This is a genomic window from Bradyrhizobium iriomotense (assembly GCF_018129405.1).
Lineage (GTDB): Bacteria > Pseudomonadota > Alphaproteobacteria > Rhizobiales > Xanthobacteraceae > Bradyrhizobium > Bradyrhizobium iriomotense_B.
Genome location: NZ_JAFCLP010000013.1, coordinates 15,580 through 31,924, shown reverse-complemented (window position 1 = coordinate 31,924; position 16,345 = coordinate 15,580). Strand labels below are relative to the sequence as shown.

General features: G+C 64.8%; 18 protein-coding genes and 1 other RNA gene. 9 read left to right on the top strand and 10 right to left on the bottom strand.

The window, feature by feature from the left end:
• Nucleotides 1-222 precede the first annotated feature (222 nt).
• A complete protein-coding gene (locus JQ592_RS24345; RefSeq protein ID WP_211405314.1) occupies nt 223-1,848 on the top strand; it encodes an MFS transporter in 1,626 nt (541 codons plus the stop codon).
• A gap of 128 nt (nt 1,849-1,976) precedes the next feature.
• Here the strand turns inward: JQ592_RS24345 and JQ592_RS24340 are convergent, their stop codons facing one another.
• Both JQ592_RS24340 and JQ592_RS24335 read right to left on the bottom strand, forming a co-directional pair.
• On the bottom strand, nt 1,977-2,450 hold the full coding sequence (locus JQ592_RS24340; protein WP_211405313.1) for a secondary thiamine-phosphate synthase enzyme YjbQ: 474 nt from the start codon (nt 2,448-2,450) through the stop codon (nt 1,977-1,979).
• 162 nt (nt 2,451-2,612) lie between these two features.
• Complete coding sequence (locus JQ592_RS24335; protein ID WP_211405312.1) at nt 2,613-3,131, bottom strand: hypothetical protein; 519 nt, start codon at nt 3,129-3,131, stop codon at nt 2,613-2,615.
• 359 nt (nt 3,132-3,490) lie between these two features.
• On the opposite strand from JQ592_RS24335, the gene JQ592_RS24330 reads away from it, so the two are divergent.
• The 5 genes from JQ592_RS24330 to gspM all read left to right on the top strand — a co-directional run bounded on the left by JQ592_RS24330 (nt 3,491) and on the right by gspM (nt 6,124).
• Complete coding sequence (locus tag JQ592_RS24330) at nt 3,491-3,865, top strand: AtpZ/AtpI family protein (protein ID WP_211405311.1); 375 nt, start codon at nt 3,491-3,493, stop codon at nt 3,863-3,865.
• A 110-nt stretch (nt 3,866-3,975) separates the two neighbouring features.
• On the top strand, nt 3,976-4,725 hold the full coding sequence (locus JQ592_RS24325) for a F0F1 ATP synthase subunit A (RefSeq protein WP_211405310.1): 750 nt from the start codon (nt 3,976-3,978) through the stop codon (nt 4,723-4,725).
• A 53-nt stretch (nt 4,726-4,778) separates the two neighbouring features.
• Complete coding sequence (locus JQ592_RS24320) at nt 4,779-5,006, top strand: F0F1 ATP synthase subunit C (RefSeq protein ID WP_018643436.1); 228 nt, start codon at nt 4,779-4,781, stop codon at nt 5,004-5,006.
• Nucleotides 5,007-5,066: 60 nt separating this feature from the next.
• Nucleotides 5,067-5,633 carry a F0F1 ATP synthase subunit B gene (locus tag JQ592_RS24315; RefSeq protein ID WP_211405309.1) on the top strand — a complete coding sequence of 189 codons (567 nt, stop codon included), beginning with the start codon at nt 5,067-5,069 and terminating at the stop codon, nt 5,631-5,633.
• A 5-nt stretch (nt 5,634-5,638) separates the two neighbouring features.
• Nucleotides 5,639-6,124: a type II secretion system protein GspM gene (gene gspM, locus JQ592_RS24310; protein WP_211405308.1), complete on the top strand. Its 486-nt coding sequence runs from the start codon at nt 5,639-5,641 to the stop codon at nt 6,122-6,124.
• 164 nt (nt 6,125-6,288) lie between these two features.
• Here gspM and truA read toward each other — a convergent pair whose 3' ends face one another.
• The 3 genes from truA to def form a co-directional block, all read right to left on the bottom strand.
• Nucleotides 6,289-7,026, bottom strand: a complete 738-nt coding sequence (gene truA, locus JQ592_RS24305; protein ID WP_211405307.1) for a tRNA pseudouridine(38-40) synthase TruA — start codon at nt 7,024-7,026, stop codon at nt 6,289-6,291.
• Nucleotides 7,027-7,140: 114 nt separating this feature from the next.
• A complete protein-coding gene (fmt, locus tag JQ592_RS24300) occupies nt 7,141-8,064 on the bottom strand; it encodes a methionyl-tRNA formyltransferase (protein WP_211405306.1) in 924 nt (307 codons plus the stop codon).
• Nucleotides 8,065-8,186: 122 nt separating this feature from the next.
• The gene (def, locus tag JQ592_RS24295) at nt 8,187-8,714 is read right to left on the bottom strand and encodes a peptide deformylase (RefSeq protein ID WP_080133421.1); all 528 of its coding nucleotides are present in this window, start codon (nt 8,712-8,714) and stop codon (nt 8,187-8,189) included.
• 171 nt (nt 8,715-8,885) lie between these two features.
• Here def and JQ592_RS24290 point away from each other — a divergent pair, with 171 nt between their 5' ends.
• Nucleotides 8,886-10,085: a DNA recombination protein RmuC gene (locus JQ592_RS24290; RefSeq protein ID WP_211405305.1), complete on the top strand. Its 1,200-nt coding sequence runs from the start codon at nt 8,886-8,888 to the stop codon at nt 10,083-10,085.
• A gap of 184 nt (nt 10,086-10,269) precedes the next feature.
• Nucleotides 10,270-11,634 carry an AmpG family muropeptide MFS transporter gene (locus JQ592_RS24285; protein WP_211405304.1) on the top strand — a complete coding sequence of 455 codons (1,365 nt, stop codon included), beginning with the start codon at nt 10,270-10,272 and terminating at the stop codon, nt 11,632-11,634.
• Nucleotides 11,635-11,749: 115 nt separating this feature from the next.
• On the opposite strand, the gene JQ592_RS24280 is transcribed toward JQ592_RS24285, so the two are convergent.
• The 5 genes from JQ592_RS24280 to ffs form a co-directional block, all read right to left on the bottom strand.
• Nucleotides 11,750-12,187: a hypothetical protein gene (locus tag JQ592_RS24280; protein ID WP_211405303.1), complete on the bottom strand. Its 438-nt coding sequence runs from the start codon at nt 12,185-12,187 to the stop codon at nt 11,750-11,752.
• A gap of 26 nt (nt 12,188-12,213) precedes the next feature.
• Nucleotides 12,214-12,816 carry a recombination mediator RecR gene (gene recR / locus JQ592_RS24275; RefSeq protein ID WP_211405302.1) on the bottom strand — a complete coding sequence of 201 codons (603 nt, stop codon included), beginning with the start codon at nt 12,814-12,816 and terminating at the stop codon, nt 12,214-12,216.
• Nucleotide 12,817: 1 nt separating this feature from the next.
• A complete protein-coding gene (locus tag JQ592_RS24270; protein ID WP_211405301.1) occupies nt 12,818-13,138 on the bottom strand; it encodes a YbaB/EbfC family nucleoid-associated protein in 321 nt (106 codons plus the stop codon).
• A gap of 26 nt (nt 13,139-13,164) precedes the next feature.
• Nucleotides 13,165-15,003 carry a DNA polymerase III subunit gamma/tau gene (locus JQ592_RS24265; RefSeq protein WP_211405300.1) on the bottom strand — a complete coding sequence of 613 codons (1,839 nt, stop codon included), beginning with the start codon at nt 15,001-15,003 and terminating at the stop codon, nt 13,165-13,167.
• 95 nt (nt 15,004-15,098) lie between these two features.
• Nucleotides 15,099-15,195: signal recognition particle sRNA small type (gene ffs / locus JQ592_RS24260), an RNA gene on the bottom strand.
• A gap of 182 nt (nt 15,196-15,377) precedes the next feature.
• Between ffs and JQ592_RS24255 the strand changes: the two genes are divergently transcribed.
• Nucleotides 15,378-16,223 (top strand): transporter substrate-binding domain-containing protein, encoded by an 846-nt coding sequence (locus JQ592_RS24255; RefSeq protein ID WP_211405299.1) that lies wholly within the window; start codon nt 15,378-15,380, stop codon nt 16,221-16,223.
• Nucleotides 16,224-16,345 lie beyond the last annotated feature (122 nt).

Sequence of the window (16,345 nt, the reverse complement as noted above, 5' to 3'; positions counted from 1 at the left end):
AAGCCTTCACGGCGCGCACCGGCGCCCGATACCGCGCGGTCAGGTGCGCGTCAGTGCGCAAGGCCGAAAGTCGTATTGGGGCGGGTTTCACGCCGATGTTACCTTGCAGGCAAGACCTGGGTCGATCCGGCACATCCGGACGCCCGGGGCGCGAGGAAACGCATTTTCGGGGAGCGACTCAATATGTCGACAATGGCTGTATCTCAGGCTGGCGCAGGAGGGATGACGAAGGACGAACGTTTCGTCATTCTCGCCTCCTCGCTCGGTACCGTCTTCGAGTGGTACGATTTTTACCTCTACGGTTCGCTCGCCTCGATCATCGGCGTGCAGTTCTTCTCGGATTATCCTCCCGCCACCCGCGACATCTTCGCGCTGCTGGCATTCGCCGCCGGCTTCCTGGTGCGTCCGTTCGGCGCGATCGTGTTCGGCCGTATCGGCGACATCGTCGGCCGCAAATACACCTTCCTCGTCACCATCCTGATCATGGGTCTGTCGACTTTCATCGTCGGCCTGCTGCCCAACGCGGCCACCATCGGCATCGCAGCCCCGATCATCCTGATCGCGCTGCGCCTCGCCCAGGGCCTTGCGCTCGGCGGCGAGTATGGCGGTGCGGCGACCTATGTTGCGGAGCACGCGCCGCACGGCAAGCGCGGCTACTACACCTCCTTCATCCAGACCACGGCGACGCTGGGCCTGTTCCTGTCGCTGCTCGTCATCCTGTTCACCCGCACCGCGACCGGCGAAGCCGATTTCGCGAAGTGGGGCTGGCGCATCCCGTTCCTGGTCTCGGTGCTGCTGCTCGGTATCTCGGTCTGGATCCGGCTCCGCCTCAATGAATCGCCGATCTTCCAGAAGATGAAGGAAGAGGGAAAGAGCTCGAAGGCGCCGCTGACGGAAGCCTTCGGCAACTGGCAGAACGGCAAGCTCGTGCTGCTCGCCCTGCTCGGCGGCACCATGGGCCAAGGCGTGGTCTGGTACACGGGGCAGTTCTACGCGCTGTTCTTCCTGCAATCGATCCTGAAGGTCGACGGCTATACCGCCAACCTGCTGATCGCCTGGTCGCTGTTGTTCGGCACCGGCTTCTTCATCGTGTTCGGCATGCTGTCCGACCGAATCGGCCGCAAGCCGATCATCCTCGGCGGCTGCCTGATCGCGGCGCTGACCTTCTTCCCGATCTTCAAGATGATCACCAGCAACGCCAACCCGGCGCTGGAAAAGGCGATTGAGTCGGTCAAGGTCGACGTGGTGGCGGATCCCGCAGGCTGCGGCGACCTGTTCAACCCGGTCGGCACCCGCGTCTTCACCGCGCCTTGCGACACCGCGCGCGCCTACCTGTCGCAGTCGTCGGTCAAGTATTCGACGACGGCCGGTCCGGCTGGCTCCGGGGTCAAGGTCGTCGTCAACGGCAAGGACGTGGCCTACGCCAACGCCAAGGACAGCAACCCCGCGGTGCTCGCCGCGGTGCAGGCGGCCGGCTATCCGAAGGCGGGCGACGCCGGTATCGTGAAGATGTCGAATCCGTTCGACATCTTCCGCCCGCAGGTCGCAGCCATCATTGGCCTGCTGTTCATCCTGGTGATCTTCGTCACCATGGTCTACGGGCCGATCGCGGCGATGCTGGTCGAATTGTTCCCGACCAGGATCCGCTACACCTCGATGTCGCTGCCCTACCACATCGGCAACGGCTGGTTCGGCGGACTGTTGCCGGCGACCGCATTCGCGATCGTGGCCTCGACGGGCGATATCTATGCGGGTCTCTGGTATCCGATCGTGTTCGCGGTGATCACCGCCGTGGTCGGCTTCCTGTTCCTGCCCGAGACCAAGGACACCGACATCAAGGCGACCTGATCGAAGCCAGCGAACCCAAACGACACGAACCGGCCGCGGTCTCCGCGGCCGGTTTTGTTTTGGACCAGAGCTTTTTGTTTTGACGCGCTTTCTTCGCGCGGCCGGTTTCCGCCTCGCTCGAAAACGCTCTACTGGTTGCTGCCGATGAATTGCAGCACCACCTCGCGCCGGTGCGGGCGGGCGCGGTGCTCGATCAGATAAATCGCCTGCCAGGTGCCGAGCGCAAGCCTGCCGTTCAGGACCGGGACCTGCAGCGAGGTCTGCGTCAGCATGGTCTTGACGTGCGCAGGCATGTCATCCGGCCCCTCGGTATCGTGCGTCCAGCCGGCGTTCTCCGGCGCGAGCCGGGACAGCGCGGTGGTGAGATCGACGAGCACGGAAGGATCGGCGTTCTCCTGAATCGTCAGCGACGCCGAGGTGTGGCGGATGAACAGCGTCAACGCGCCTTCGCGTGCGTGGGCCTCGGCAATGAATTTTGCGGCTTCGCTGGTGAGGTCGGTAAAGCCGCGGCCCGGTGTTTGCACAGTCAGCAGTGACGATGAGATGGTGGTGACTTGCACCGTCGATGGCGCCGAGCGGGTTACGGATTTGCCTGATGTCATAGAGGGCCTCTCGTAACGTCGTCCTGGCCTTGTGCGCAATTGCGCACGGGAGCCAGGACCCATTACCCCGAATGCGCGTGACAGCGAAAGGTGGCAACGGGCATCGAAATTGAACCGAGAGGCCGCGGCGTATGGGTCCTGGCTTTCGCCAGGACGACAAACTCAAATCTTTCCCGACACGTCCTTTTGCACCCGGTTGGCCATATCGATCAGCCGGCGCCAGGCCTTTTCCAGGAACGACATCACGCGATCGAGGTCCTGATCGCTTGGCAGCGGGATCTCGATCTTGCGGTCGCCCTCGGCGACCTTCGGTTCCGGCTTCTTGAGCGGGTCGGATTTCGGCAGCGCATCGTCGATCTTGCCCGACACGGCCGGCCCGGCCGCGAGCTGTCCCTTCAGCTTCTCGACCTCGGCCTGGAGCCGGCCGATCTCGGCATCGAACGCGGCGCGCTCGTCGGGCACGGCGTAGCAGGCCCAGCCGGTCCCATTCCTGGTGCAGGTCGACATCGTTCCCGTGCGGGTGTCGAGCCGCAGCACACCCTCCGGGATCGGCGTCATCGTGTAGCGGCCGTTTTCGCTGTCGGGCGCCGATTGCGCGGCCACCAGGCTGCCGCTGACGGCCATCACAGCGGCGAACGACGCCGCGAGCCATGATGCTGTGGATGACGTCACTGGTCTCATCGCGCTCTCCGCCACGACGCGCAGGTGGCACGTCCCGCAATTCTACACCGCGGCGCGGCGATCCGCCGCCAAAAACACCGTCCGAAATCAACGATCCCGCCTGCCGGTTTGATCCCGGCAGCGCGGCGAAATGGCGGCCACATCCATCGATCAAGAGGAGAGCTGCTGCGGTGCGGCGTCACGCTGTGCGCAGCGCTGCCGCACACGCCAATATTATCAAGCAAATCAGCTACATAGCGGAAAGCGACGCAATCGTGACTTGGCTTGACTTGATTATAGGCCATCAGTATGGTCCGCGCGGCTTTTGAGGGTGGCGGGCGTAATTTCCATTTGGCCGCAGCGTTTCGGGTCTTTGTCGCATGGCACAGAGCACGGGACACGGTGAGAATGGAGATCGCGATAGATCGTCCGAGGAAGCTGCGCTTTCCGAACGGCTCGGAAATCTCGATCAGCGGTTGTCCGAATTTCGCGACCGCCGGATCAAGACCGAGCAACCCGCAGGTGACGGTGAGGACAGAGCGGCCAGAGCCTCGGCGATGGCGCTTGGTTTTCGGTTATCCTCCGAGTTGGTCGCCGGTGTCGTTGTCGGAGCGGGGATTGGCTGGGGGTTCGACCGCTTGCTGTCGACGTCGCCCTTCGGATTTATCGTGTTCCTGCTGCTGGGCTTCGTGGCCGGCGTGGTGAATGTGGTGAGATCGGCGGGCGCGGGTCAAAACAGGCGCGGTGGTTCGTAAGGCGATCCGCAGGAGAGGAATGATCGTGCCGGTCTTGCCGGTACGGGCCGGCCCGGCCGGCAGACCGAGACCCGCCGGCATCGCCCGGCAGACCAAGAGATGCCGCGCTGATGAAAATCGACCCGATCCACCAGTTCAACATCGAGCCTCTCTTCACCCTGGGCCATATCGGCAATCACACGATCGCCTTCACCAATTCGTCGCTCTACATGCTGGTGGCGGTGGCGATCATCTCGATCCTGATGCTTGCCAGCGGCACGCAGCTGGTTCCCGGGCGCCTGCAGTCGGTCGCCGAGATCTCCTACGAGTTCGTAGCCAGCACCATCCGTTCGACGGCCGGCGCAGAAGGCATGAAGTTCTTCCCGCTGATCTTCTCGCTGTTCATGTTCATCTGCGTCTCGAACCTGGTCGGCATCATCCCCTACACCTTCACGGTGTCGAGCCACCTGATCGTCACCGCAGGGCTGGCGCTGCTGGTCTTCTTCACCGTGCTGATCTACGGCGTCGCCAAGAACGGCCTGAAATTCTTCTCGATTTTCGTTCCTCACGGCGTCCCCGGCTACGTCCTTCCGCTGGTCATGTTCATCGAGGTCCTGTCGTTCTTCCTGCGGCCGGTCTCGCACAGCATTCGTCTGTTCGCCAACATGCTGGCCGGCCACATCGCGCTGAAGGTGTTCGCGGGCTTCGTCGCCATGCTCGGCTTCTCCCTCGGCGCCATCGGCTGGGTCGGCGGCGTGCTGCCGCTGGCACTCACGATCGCGCTGTACGCTCTCGAGATTCTGGTCGCGTTCCTGCAAGCCTATGTGTTTGCGATCCTGACCTGCATCTACCTCAACGACGCCATTCATCCGGGACACTGAGCGGTCCGGGGAATTTCCACCCACAACCCAATCTTTCTTCCAAGGAGTCTAAAATGGATCCGGCAGCAGCTAAACTTATCGGCGCGGGCATCGCGTGCATCGGCATGGGCGGTGCGGGCGTCGGCGTGGGCGTGATCTTCGGCAACTACCTCGCCGCAGCCGTCCGCAACCCGTCGGCCGCTCAGGGCCAGTTCGGCAACCTGATCTTCGGCTTCGCCGTGACCGAAGCGCTCGGCATCTTCTCGCTGCTGATCGCGCTGCTTCTGCTGTTCGTTTTCTGAGAACGACTTCTTTCGCGCCGCTTCATCCGAAGCGGCGCGTGACAGCAACGGGAGTACTCCATGGCCGAGAGTCATGGCGGGGCGAAAAGTCCGGCGGCGGGCGCCCACACCGAAGCCGATGGCGGTCATCACGGCGGTGGCTTTCCGCCGTTCGAGAGCAGCACCTTTGCTTCGCAGCTGGTGTCGCTCGCGATTTTCTTCGTCCTGCTTTACGTGATCGTGTCCAAGCTCGCTCTGCCGAAGGTCGGCGGTGCGATCGAAGCGCGTCAGAACAAGATCGAGGGCGACCTCGCCGAAGCGCAGAAGCTGAAGGACCAGTCCGAGGCTGCGCTGAAGGCCTATGAAAGCGAGCTCGCTTCGGCGCGTTCGCGGGCGCAGGCGATCGGCAACGAATCCCGCGACAAGGCGAATGCGCAGGCGGACGCCGAGCGCAAGGCCCTGGAAGAGCAGCTGGCGGCCAAGCTCGCCGAGGCGGAAAAGACCATCGCCTCGACCCGCACGACCGCCATGAGCAACGTCCGCGGCATCGCGGCCGATGCGGCAGGCACCATCGTGCAGCAGCTCACCGGCGTCATTCCGGATGCCGCGTCGGTCAATGCCGCCGTTGACGCGTCCTTGAAGGGTTAGTCGATATGTTCTTCGATCCTGAAACCTGGGTCGCCGTCGCCTTCGTGATCCTGATGATCGTGTTCGCCTATCTCGGGGTCTTCAAGTCGGCGATGACCGCGCTCGATCATCGCGCCGCCCGCATCAAGGCCGAGCTCGACGACGCCGCGCGCCTCAAGCAGGAGGCGGCCAAGGTGCTCGCCGACTACAAGGCGCGCAGCGCCACCGCCGAGCGCGAGGCTGCCGACATCATCGCCAACGCCAAGGCCGAAGCCGAGCGCATCGCGGCCGACGCCAAGGCGAAGATGGAAGACTTCGTCGCCCGCCGCACCAAGACCGCGGAGAGCAAGATCGCGCTCGCCGAGGCCCAGGCGCTGGCCGATGTTCGCGCCGCAGCCGCGGAAGCCGCCGTCCAGGCCGCCTCCACGATCCTGTCGCAGTCGGTCAAGGGCCAGGTCGCCGACGACCTGCTCGCCAAGGGCATCAACGAGGTTCGGCAGAAGCTGAACTGACGGCGTCGCCTTCATCAATCAAAAAAGCCGGCGCGCGAGCGCCGGCTTTTTTGCTTGTCCGATCTAAAGCGCGATGAGATCTGGATGAATCGTCATCGCGCTTTAGGTTGTTGTTTACGCATGATCTTTTCGGAAAACCGCTTCGCACTTTTCCGGATCATGCTTTAGTAGTCCACCTTCATCAGATACAGCCCGTCCGGGGGAGCGACGATGCCGCAGGCGGTACGGTTGCGGGCGGCGAGGGCTGCGGAGAGATCGTCCGCGGTCCAGCGGCCCTCGCCGACCCAGACCAGCGATCCCACCATCGAGCGCACCTGGCTGTGCAGGAATGACCGCGCCGAGGTGATGACGGTGATCTCGCGGCCGTCGCGGATGACGTCGAGCTGGTCGAGCGTCTTCTCCGGCGATTTGGCCTGGCACTCGGTGTGGCGGAAGGTGGTGAAATCGTGCTTGCCGAGCAGGCGCTGCGCCGCCGCGTGCATCGCCTCGGCATCGAGCCGGCGCGGCACGCGCCAGGCATGGCCGACGTCGAGCGCGAGATTGGCCCGGGTGTTGACGATGCGGTAGCGGTAGTGGCGCTTCACGGCCGAAAAGCGCGCCTCGAACGTATCAGGCACGATCTCCGCCTCGAGCACCGCGATCGGATGCGGGCGCAGATGCGCATTGAGCCCGTCGCGAAAACGACCGGGCGGAAACTGTTTCTCGACGTCGACATGCGCGACCTGGCCGCGCGCATGCACGCCGGCATCGGTGCGGCCCGCACCATGCACCCGCAGATCCGCGCCGGTCATCGCCTTCACGGCCGCTTCCAGCGCGCCCTGCACCGACGGCAGCGTGTCCTGCACCTGCCAGCCGAAGAACGGCGCGCCGTCATATTCGATGGTGAGCTTGTAGCGGGGCATCTTTCCCGGTGTCATCGTCCGCGCAGGCGGACGATCCAGTACGCCGTGACGGTTCGGTTCAATTTCAAAAGCCTCGGCGTACTGGATACCCCGCCTTCGCGGGGTATGACAGCGTCAGGTGAATTTGGCGCCGGCCTTCAGCGGCACACCGCGCAAAAAGTCCGCGGCCTGCATCCGGGCCTTGCCCTCGCGCTGAAGCTCGATGATGCGGATCGCGCCCTCGCCGCAGGCGATGGTGAGGAGGTCGTCGAGCACCTCGCCGGGCGCGCCCGCCCCCTTCGCCAGCTCGCAGTGCAGGATCTTTACGCGCGCATTCTCGAGCTCGGCCCAGGCGCCGGGAAACGGCGACAGGCCGTGGATGTGGCGCAGCACCGCGCGCGCAGGCTTGCTCCAGTCGATCCGTGCCTCGGCCTTGTCGATCTTGGCAGCATAGGTGACGCCGTCCTCGCTCTGCGTCTTGAGCTGGAGCCCACCGCGTTCGAGCGCGGCCATGGCGCGCACCATCAGGTCGGCGCCGAGGCGGGAAAGACGGTCATGCAGGTCGCGCGCGGTCATGGTGTCGGTGATTGGAAGGCGCTCGGCCATGGCGACGTCGCCGGTGTCGAGACCGACATCCATCTTCATCACCATGACGCCGCTCTCGGCATCGCCTGCCATGATCGCGCGGTTGATGGGGGCGGCGCCGCGCCAGCGCGGCAGGAGCGAAGCGTGCAGATTGTAGCAGCCGAGCTTCGGCGCATCGAGGATCGCCTGCGGCAGGATCATGCCATAGGCGACGACCACGGCCGCATCGGCATCGAACGCGCGAAACTCCTCGAGCGCTTCCGGCGTCTTCAACGTCTTCGGCGTCAGCACGGGAATGCCGAGCTTTCGCGCGGCTTCCTCGACCGGGGTCGGCTGCAATTGCAGGCCGCGCCGTCCGCCCGGCTTCGGCGCACGCGTATAGACAGCCGCAATCTCATGGCCATGCGCGACCAGCTCGAGCAGCGTCGGCACGGAGAAATCGGGCGTGCCCATGAAGATGAGGCGGAGGGGCATCAAAAAACCTGCGAAGGACGCAATCAATGTGACCGTCATTCCGGGGCGGCACGAAGAGCCGAACCCGGAATCTCGAGGTTCCGGGTTCGATGCTTCGCATCGCCCCGGAACGACAGAGAGACTCACTCGCCCGCGCGCTTGGCGGCTTTCTCGAACTTCTTCATCACGCGGTCGCGCTTGAGCTTCGACAGATAGTCGACGAACAGCACGCCGTTGAGGTGGTCGATCTCGTGCTGGATGCAGGTGGCGTAGAGGCCTTCGGCGTCCTCCTCGTGCACCTTGCCGTCGAGATCGGTGAAGCGCACGCGCACCTTCGCAGGCCGTTCGACCTCCTCGTAATATTCGGGGATCGAGAGGCAGCCTTCCTCGTACACCGAGAGTTCCTCGGACGAGGCGAGGATCTCGGGATTGATGAAGACGCGCGGCTCATGCTTGGTCTCGCCGCTCTCGTCACGCTTGGCGAGATCCATGGTGATCAGCCGCAGCGGCTGCGCGACCTGGATCGCCGCCAGCCCAATGCCGGGCGCGTCGTACATGGTCTCGAACATGTCATCGGCAAGCTTGCGGATCTCCGAGGTGACCTTCTCGATCGGCTTGGAGACAAGGCGCAGCTGCTTGTCGGGCAGGATGATGATTTCTCGTAGGGCCATGGCGGCGATTTAAGCCCCGCGCCGGATGCGGTCAATGCGGCGAGGAACCCCGTTAACGCTCCGCTAACGATAAAGCTTCAGGTTTTGTTAACCATAAAAAATAGGGGGCGGTTAACCGACAGTGTTCTCTCTTCGTTCGCGCCCGACTGCGAATCGGTTAGAAGAGCTGGCATGAACGAGATCATTGTCATGCTCGGCGACTGGCCGGTGCGCACCATCGACGCGCTGATCGGCTTCGGCGCGCTCGTCCTCATCCTGCTGGTCGTGATTGCCGTCGTGATCGCCCGCTCGGGACGGCGGGGTGCGGAACTCGCCATGGCGCATGCGATCCGGGCCGACGAGCTCGAGGAACGCCTCGCCCAGGTGCTTCGCGCCCAGAGCGAGGCCTCGGGCCGGGTCGACGCCATGAGCCAGGCGCTGGCCGGCCGGCAGGCCGAGATGGCGCGGGCCGTCAACGAGCGGTTGGACTCGGTCACCCATCGCGTCGGCCAGTCCATGGAACATTCGACCCGCAACACCATGGAGAGCCTGCGCGCCCTGCACGAGCGGCTCGGCATCATCGACAACGCGCACAAGAACCTCACCGACCTCACCACGCAGGTGACCACCTTGCGCGACGTGCTCGCCAACAAGCAGTCGCGCGGCGCCTTCGGCCAGGCGCGGATGGAGGCCATTGTTCAAGATGGTCTGCCGAAGGGCTCCTACGAGTTCCAGTTCACGCTCTCGACGGGAAAGCGGCCCGACTGCGTCGTGTTCCTGCCCGACCAGCGCCCGCTCTGCATCGACGCCAAATTCCCGCTGGAGGCGATGACGGCGCTGCACGACGCCCGCACCGATGAGGAACGCCGCGTGGCCACGCAGCGCCTGCGCGGCGACGTGATGAAGCATGTCAGCGACATCGCCGAAAAATACCTTGTCACCGGCGAGACCCAGGAGATGGCGCTGATGTTCGTGCCGTCGGAATCGGTCTATGCCGAGATCCATGACGGTTTCGACGACGTGATCCAGAAGGCCTACCGTGCCCGCGTCGTGCTGGTGTCGCCCTCGCTGCTGATGCTGGCGATCCAGGTGATGCAGCAGATCATGAAGGACGCGCGCATGCGCGACGCCGCCGACCAGATCCAGACCGAGGTGATCAAGCTCGGCGACGATTTGGGACGCCTGCGCGAGCGCGTGCTGAAATTGCAAAAACATTTCTCCGACGCGAACGAGGACGTCCGCCAGATCCTGATCTCCGCCGACAAGATCGAGAAACGCGCAGGGAGGATCGAGGAGCTCGATTTCAGCAAGAGCGATGCGCCGGAAGGGCCGCGGCTGGTGGCGACGGGCGCGGGCGAACTGTTTCCGAGGAAGCTCCAGGCGGGGGAGTGAGATTTCTTACCTCTCCCCGCTTGCGGGGAGAGGTCGAATTCGATCGCAGATCGAATTCGGGTGAGGGGGTACAGGTCTCACGGCCATCTCACGTGTGGAGAGAGGCCCCTCACCCCGCCCTCTCCCCGTAAGAACGGGGAGAGGGAGACGAGGCATCACGGCCAGAATCTGCTAACACCACCCCATGACCGCTCCCGACGCGACCTCCTCCGCCGCGACCGCTGCCCCTGCGCCCTCCTGGCGCGAGAGCCTTGCCGTCTACCTGCAACCGCGGGTGCTGATCGTGCTGTTCCTCGGCTTCTCCTCGGGGCTGCCACTGGCCTTGTCGGGCTCGACGCTGCTGGTGTGGATGCGCGAGGCCGGGGTCGAACTCAAGACCATCGGGCTGTTCGCGCTGGTCGGCACGCCCTACACGCTGAAGTTCCTGTGGGCGCCGCTGGTGGATGCGCTGCATGTGCCGCTGTTCACCCGCGCCTTCGGGCGGCGGCGCGGCTGGCTGGTGTTCTCGCAGCTGCTGCTGATCGTCGCGATCCTGCTGCTGGCGATGACCGACCCCGCGCGCTCGCCGTTCTACGTTGCGCTCGGCGCGCTGCTGGTGGCGACGACGTCGTCGACGCAGGACATCGTGGTCGATGCCTTCCGCGTCGAGAGCCTGCCCGAGAGCGAGCAGGCTGCCGGCATGGCGGCTTACGTCGCCGCCTATCGCATCGGCATGCTGGTCTCGACCGCGGGTGCGCTGTTCATCGTTTCCGGTTTCGAGGGCACCGGCATCACCCGCACCTCAGCCTGGATGTGGGGCTATGTGGTGATGGCCGCGATGGTGCTGATCGGGACGATCACGGCGCTGGTCGCGACCGAGCCCGAGCAATCCGTGCGGGCCGAGGCGGCGACGCAAAAAGAGACCGCATTTACCCGCGTGCTGCATGCGGCGATCGGCGCCTTCTCGGAATTCTTGACGCGCAAGGACGCAGCTGCGGCGCTCGCCTTCGTGGTGCTGTTCAAGTTCACCGACGCCTTCTCCGGCACGATGACGGCGCCGTTCGTGATCGACCTCGGCTTTACGCGCAACGACTATGCGGCGATCGTGAAGGGCGTTGGCCTTGCCGCGACGCTGATCGGCGGGTTTGCCGGTGGCTTCGTCGCGCGGCGCTACTCGCTGGCGACCTCGCTCTGGATCGGCGGCGTGGTGCAGGCGCTCGCCAATCTGTCCTTCTCCTGGCTTGCCGTGGTCGGCACCAATCAATGGGCGCTGGCGCTCGCCATCTGCGCCGAGAATTTTACCAGCGCCATCGGCACGGTGATCTTCGTCGCCTATCTTTCGGCGCTGTGCCAGAACCCGCTGCACACGGCGACGCAATATGCGCTGCTAACCGCGCTCGCGGCGGTGGGGCGGACCTATCTGTCATCGAGCGCCGGCTATGTCGCGGAGACCACCGGCTGGCCGCTGTTCTTCGTGATCTGCGTGGTGGTGGCGATCCCGAGCCTGATGCTGCTGACGTATTTGCAGAAGCGCGGGCACTTTGAGGCGCTGGGGCCGGTCAGGGTGTAGAGGTCTCGTAGGGTGGGCAAAGGCGCGACGCGCCGTGCCCACCATCCCTCTAGGAATTCAAAAGAAGCGGTGGGCACGCTTCGCTTTGCCCACCCTACGGCAGTTCGCCTGTCGCTTACTGCCTCTTGATCAGGCTCCACTTCGTGATCACGGCCTCGCTCATCTGGCCGGGATCGCTGGCGCAGGCGACCTCGTCGACCTTGACCGAGATCTCCTTGCCGACGAACGATTTCAGCTGCGCGGCCTGCGCGTCGCTGGAGGTGACGAGCTGGAAGGTCTCAGGACCCGTCTCGAGGTTGCACAGCCCGTTCGGCGCCGGCAGGCGGCGCGGCTCGGAGGTGATCTGGTACATCGCAACGCGCTTGCCGGCGTTCTTGACGTCGCGCACCTTCATTGCGTTCAATTCGCCCGAAAGCACGTCGCCGGTGTTGATCGGCTTGCCGGGCTTGGACGGTGGCGGCGCCGCATCGTCCTGCTGCGCGGAGATGGCCGGGGTCACCAGCAGCATCATCGTCGCGGCCAAAGCCAAGCGTGTGGCGAAAAGTTTCGTCATGTCGTCCGTTCCGTGAAGTCTGATGGCTAGAACAGGGTCCGCTGCCGCATGGCGGCCGATAGCGTACCTTCGTCGAGATAATCAAGCTCGCCACCGACCGGCACACCATGCGCGAGCCGGGTTACTTTTACGTTGGCGTCCTGAAGCAGGTCGGTGATGTAGTGCGCCGTGGTCTGGCCGTCGACGGTGGCATTCAGCGCCAGGATGATCTCGTGCACCTCGGCAGCATGCGCGCGCGCAACCAGCGCGTCGATGGTGAGGTCCTGCGGGCCGACGCCGTCGAGCGGCGACAATGTCGCGCCCAGCACATGGTAGCGCCCCTGGGTCGCATTGGCCCGCTCCAGCGCCCAGAGGTCGGCGACGTCGGCGACGACGACGATGATCGCGGGATCACGCTTCGGGTCGGTGCAGATCGTGCAGGGATTTTGCGTGTCGATGTTGCCGCAGGTCTTGCAGACCTGGACCTTGTCCAGCGCGACCTGCATGGCGGACGACAGCGGCATCATCAGCGCTTCGCGCTTCTTGATCAGGTGCAGCGCCGCGCGCCGCGCGGAGCGCGGGCCGAGGCCCGGCAGCCGCGCGAGAAGCTGGACCAGCCGCTCGATCTCGGGACCTGCAACCGCGCCCATGTTACTGGCCGAACAGCCCCGGCGGCAGGCCGAGCCCGCCGGTGAGCGACTGCATCTTGTCCTGCACCGCAGTTTCCGCCTTGCGGCGGGCATCACTGAGCGCAGTGACGAGCAGGTCTTCCAGGACCTCGCGCTCCTCCGGCTTCATCAGCGAGGGATCGATCTTGATGCCCTTGACGTCCATCTTGGCGGTCATGCGCACGGCGACGAGACCGCCGCCGGAGATACCTTCAACCTCCACATTGGCGAGCTGCTCCTGCATCTCCTGCATCTTGGATTGCAGTTGCGCCGCCTGCTTCATCATGCCGAGAAAATCAGCCATCGGTGCCTGTCCTTGGAAAGAATGGCTCAGAGATCGTCGCCGTCGGAACCGTCGGGCGGATCATCACTGCCATAGTCCGTGTTAATATTGGATTCCGGCGCCTCGGGGGCAAGCCTGCGGACCTCGACGACCTTCGCACCGGGGAAGCGCGACAGCACCTCCTGCACGCGCGGGTCGGCTTCGGCGGTACGCGCATGCTCCTGCTTGGCGGCCTGGTTCACCGAGCGCAGCGTCGGCTGGCCCTGCTCGTTCGAGACGATCACGGTCCAGCGCCGGCCGGTCCACAGCTCGAATTTCTTCGCAAGCTCCGAGATCATGGTCTTGGAGGCGTTGGGCTCGAGCGCGACCTCGAGCCGGCCCTCCTCGAAACGGACGAGGCGCATGTCGCCCTCGAGCGCGCCCTTGGTCATGAGGTCGCGCTTTTGGCCGGCGAGCGCCACGAGCTGGGTGAAGCTGGTGATACGCAGCTGGGGTGCGACACCTTGCGGATCAGGCGCGGGCGCCGCCATCTGCGGGCGGACCGCGCCGCCGAACGCGGTCGGCGACGATGTCGGCATACGAACGGGCGCGGCGGACGCAACGGGCGATGCAGAAGCAACCGGTGCGGCCGACCCGCTGCTGCGCGCAGCACCGCCGCCGTTCACGACCGGCGAGCCGCCGCCGTTCTGCTCCAGCATCCTGATCGCCTCGTCCGGCGTCGGCAGGTCGGCGACATAGGCGATGCGCACCAGCACCATCTCGGCGGCCGCCGCGGGACGCGTCGCGGCCTGCACCTCGGTGATACCCTTGAGCAGCATCTGCCATATCCGCGACAGCACGCGCATCGATATCTTCGAGGCGAAATCCTTCGCGCGCACGCGCTCGGTCTCGCCATAGGCGACGTTGTCGGCCGTCGCCGGCACGATCTTCACGCGGGTGACGAAATTGACGAATTCGGCGAGGTCCGAGAGCACCACGATCGGATCGGCGCCGACGTCGTACTGGTCGCGGAATTCCTTGAAGGCTGCCGCGATGTCGCCGCGCGCCAGCGAATCGAAGAGGTCGATGACGCGGGTGCGGTCGGCAAGGCCCAGCATCTGCCTGACCGCGTCGGCCTTCACCTGCCCCGCCGCATGCGCGATGGCCTGGTCGAGCAGCGACAGCGAATCACGCACCGAGCCTTCCGCCGCCCGCGCAATGATGCCGAGCGCTTCCGGTTCGATCTCGACGCTTTCCTTGGCGGCGATGTTGGCGAGGTGCTTCATCAGCACGTCGGCCTCGACGCGGCGCAGGTCGAAGCGCTGGCAGCGCGACAGCACGGTGACCGGAACCTTGCGGATTTCCGTCGTCGCGAACACGAACTTGGCGTGCTCCGGCGGTTCCTCCAGCGTCTTCAGGAAGGCGTTGAACGCCGCCGTCGACAGCATGTGGACTTCGTCGATGATGTAGACCTTGTAGCGGGCGCTGGCCGGCGCATAGCGCACGCTGTCATTGATCTGGCGGACGTCATCGACGCCGGTATGCGAGGCCGCGTCCATCTCCAGCACGTCCATGTGCCGGCTTTCCATGATCGCCTGGCAATGCACGCCCAGCGTCGGCATGTGGATGGTCGGGCCCTGCACCGAGCCGTCCGGCATCTCGTAGTTGAGCGCACGGGCCAGGATACGCGCAGTGGTGGTCTTGCCGACACCGCGGACGCCGGTGAGGATCCATGCCTGCGGGATGCGGCCGGTCTCGAACGCGTTGGAGACGGTGCGGACCACGGCCTCCTGGCCGATCAGGTCGTCAAAGCTGGAAGGACGGTATTTCCGCGCCAAGACCCGGTAAGGCGCGTTGCCAGCCGGGCCGGCGCTATCAGGGTTTGGAGGGGCGCCAGCGTCGGTCATCGGTCGATCCGCAATGAAATCTCTCTCGGCCGGCTTTTGCGGAAAGGAGCGCGCTGGCGGGAAGGCCCGCCGGCGCAATTCGCTCGGAAAAACAGGTAGGAGACTGACGAGCGACCCGATCCGGACCTCGTTAGGGCTGCTTCCTTCCGGACCTGACCCGGTTGGCGAGTGGCTCGTCCACCGCCAATCTCCCGGTCCCTATTTGGGGCCAAAGGGAGCGGAAAGCAAGCGGGTATCGGCGCGAGCGGATTGAGTTTGCCCAGCATCCGGGCAATTTTCGGCCTGCCCAGCCGATAGGCTGTGCTTTCGCTGCCGGGACCACCTTGCTAAGAACGCTGCCGGAACTCACCCAACCAGAAAAGCGATTGATCCCAATGGTTACACGTCGTGATGTTGCATCGATTGTCGGACTTGGTGCCGTGACTGCGGCCGCGCTGGCCGCGCCAGCCGTGGCCCAGACCGCCGATCCGAACGAATCGACCTTCGCCCGCATCCGCCGGACCAAGAAGATGCGGATCGGCGCGGTCGGCGGCGGCGCGCCCTATTACATGAAGGATCTGGCGACCGGCCAGTGGAAGGGCTTCTACATCGACATTGCCAAGGGGCTTGCCGACGACATGGAGGCCGAGCTCGAGATCACCGAGACCACCTGGGGCAATTCGGTGCTCGACCTGCAGTCCAACAAGATCGACATCTTCTTCGGCCTCAACCCGACGCCGAAGCGCGCGCTGGTGATCGACTTCTCGGTGCCGGTCTTCAACAACGCCTTCGGCATCCTCTGCAAGAAGGACTTCAAGCCGAAGAGCTGGGCCGAACTGAACTCGCCCGACATCAAGATCGCGGTCGACCAGGGCTCCTCGCACGACCAGGTCGTCAGCCGCCTGACGCCGAAGGCGCAGATCACCAGGCTCAAGACCGCCGATGATGCCACCGCCGCGCTGCAGACCGGCCGCGTCGACGCGCAGTGCCTGATCACCATGCTGTCGCTCACCGTGCTGAAGAAGAACCCCTCGCTCGGCCAGTTCGTGCTGCCGACGCCGATCTTTGCCACCACGTCCAACGCCGGCTTCCGCCGCGAGAGCGACAAGACCTGGCGCGACTACGTCAACACCTGGATCGACTTCAACAAGGGCCTCGGCTTCATCCGTAACGCGATCATCACGAATATGGAGCTCGTGGGCGTGACCGAAGCGGACATTCCGCCGGGCGTTTCGCTGTAAATTCTCACACTGTCATTCCGGGGCGCCCGCAGGGCGAACCCGGAATCTCGAGGTTCCGGGTTCGATGCTTCGCATCGCCCCGGAACGACAATGCCAGCGGCTAGGGCGTACGACGAGTTAAG